The sequence below is a fragment of the Leptospira brenneri genome (genome assembly GCF_002812125.1).
Lineage (GTDB): Bacteria > Spirochaetota > Leptospiria > Leptospirales > Leptospiraceae > Leptospira_A > Leptospira_A brenneri.
Genome location: NZ_NPDQ01000033.1, coordinates 1 through 570 on the forward strand (window position 1 = coordinate 1; position 570 = coordinate 570).

Consider the following 570-nt stretch of genomic DNA (forward strand, 5'->3'; position numbering starts at 1 on the left):
AGATACAGCGTCAGGAAATTGTAGGAGTAATGATTTGAAGGAATTTACGATGAATGATTGCTGATCCTTTAGTTCTGCAAAAAAAGTGTCAACAAGTGTTTGTAATGCCTCAGACGTAGGAATTGAATCTGCTGAAGCAAAATATAAAGAGAAGACTTTGTTTATCGGAATTGCACCTGCATTTTCTGCAATTACATGAGCTGCACCTCCGGGATTCATTGCTTCGCTGTTGAAGTGTTCTGAAACTTCAGTAAGTTGTGCAGGTGATAATGCTGAGCCATCCGGCCCTAGCAGTAACAACTTTACTACGCCGGGAATTCCGAGTGATTTACTAGATTTAAAAACAACTTTTTCGACGTATGTAAAGCTGAGTGCTACAAGAACATACCAATCAGGTGTCCACTCTTGCGAAGTTGCCCCAATTTGAATTTGTCTTAGCCTTTCTCTTACCGTGGCAAGCCGTTCTCTATCGCGGCCTCCAAAATATGGAATTGCATCTGGATTATAAACCACATCAATTTCGGGAATGTAATCTATGTGTTCTGTAATCGAATTAGGGGTTACATTTCC

General features: G+C 40.5%; 1 protein-coding gene. It reads right to left on the reverse strand.

What is annotated here, in order from left to right; genetic code table 11:
• Positions 1-570 (reverse strand): baseplate J/gp47 family protein (locus tag CH361_RS19575; protein WP_208861475.1); only part of this gene is annotated, 570 nt, incomplete at both ends.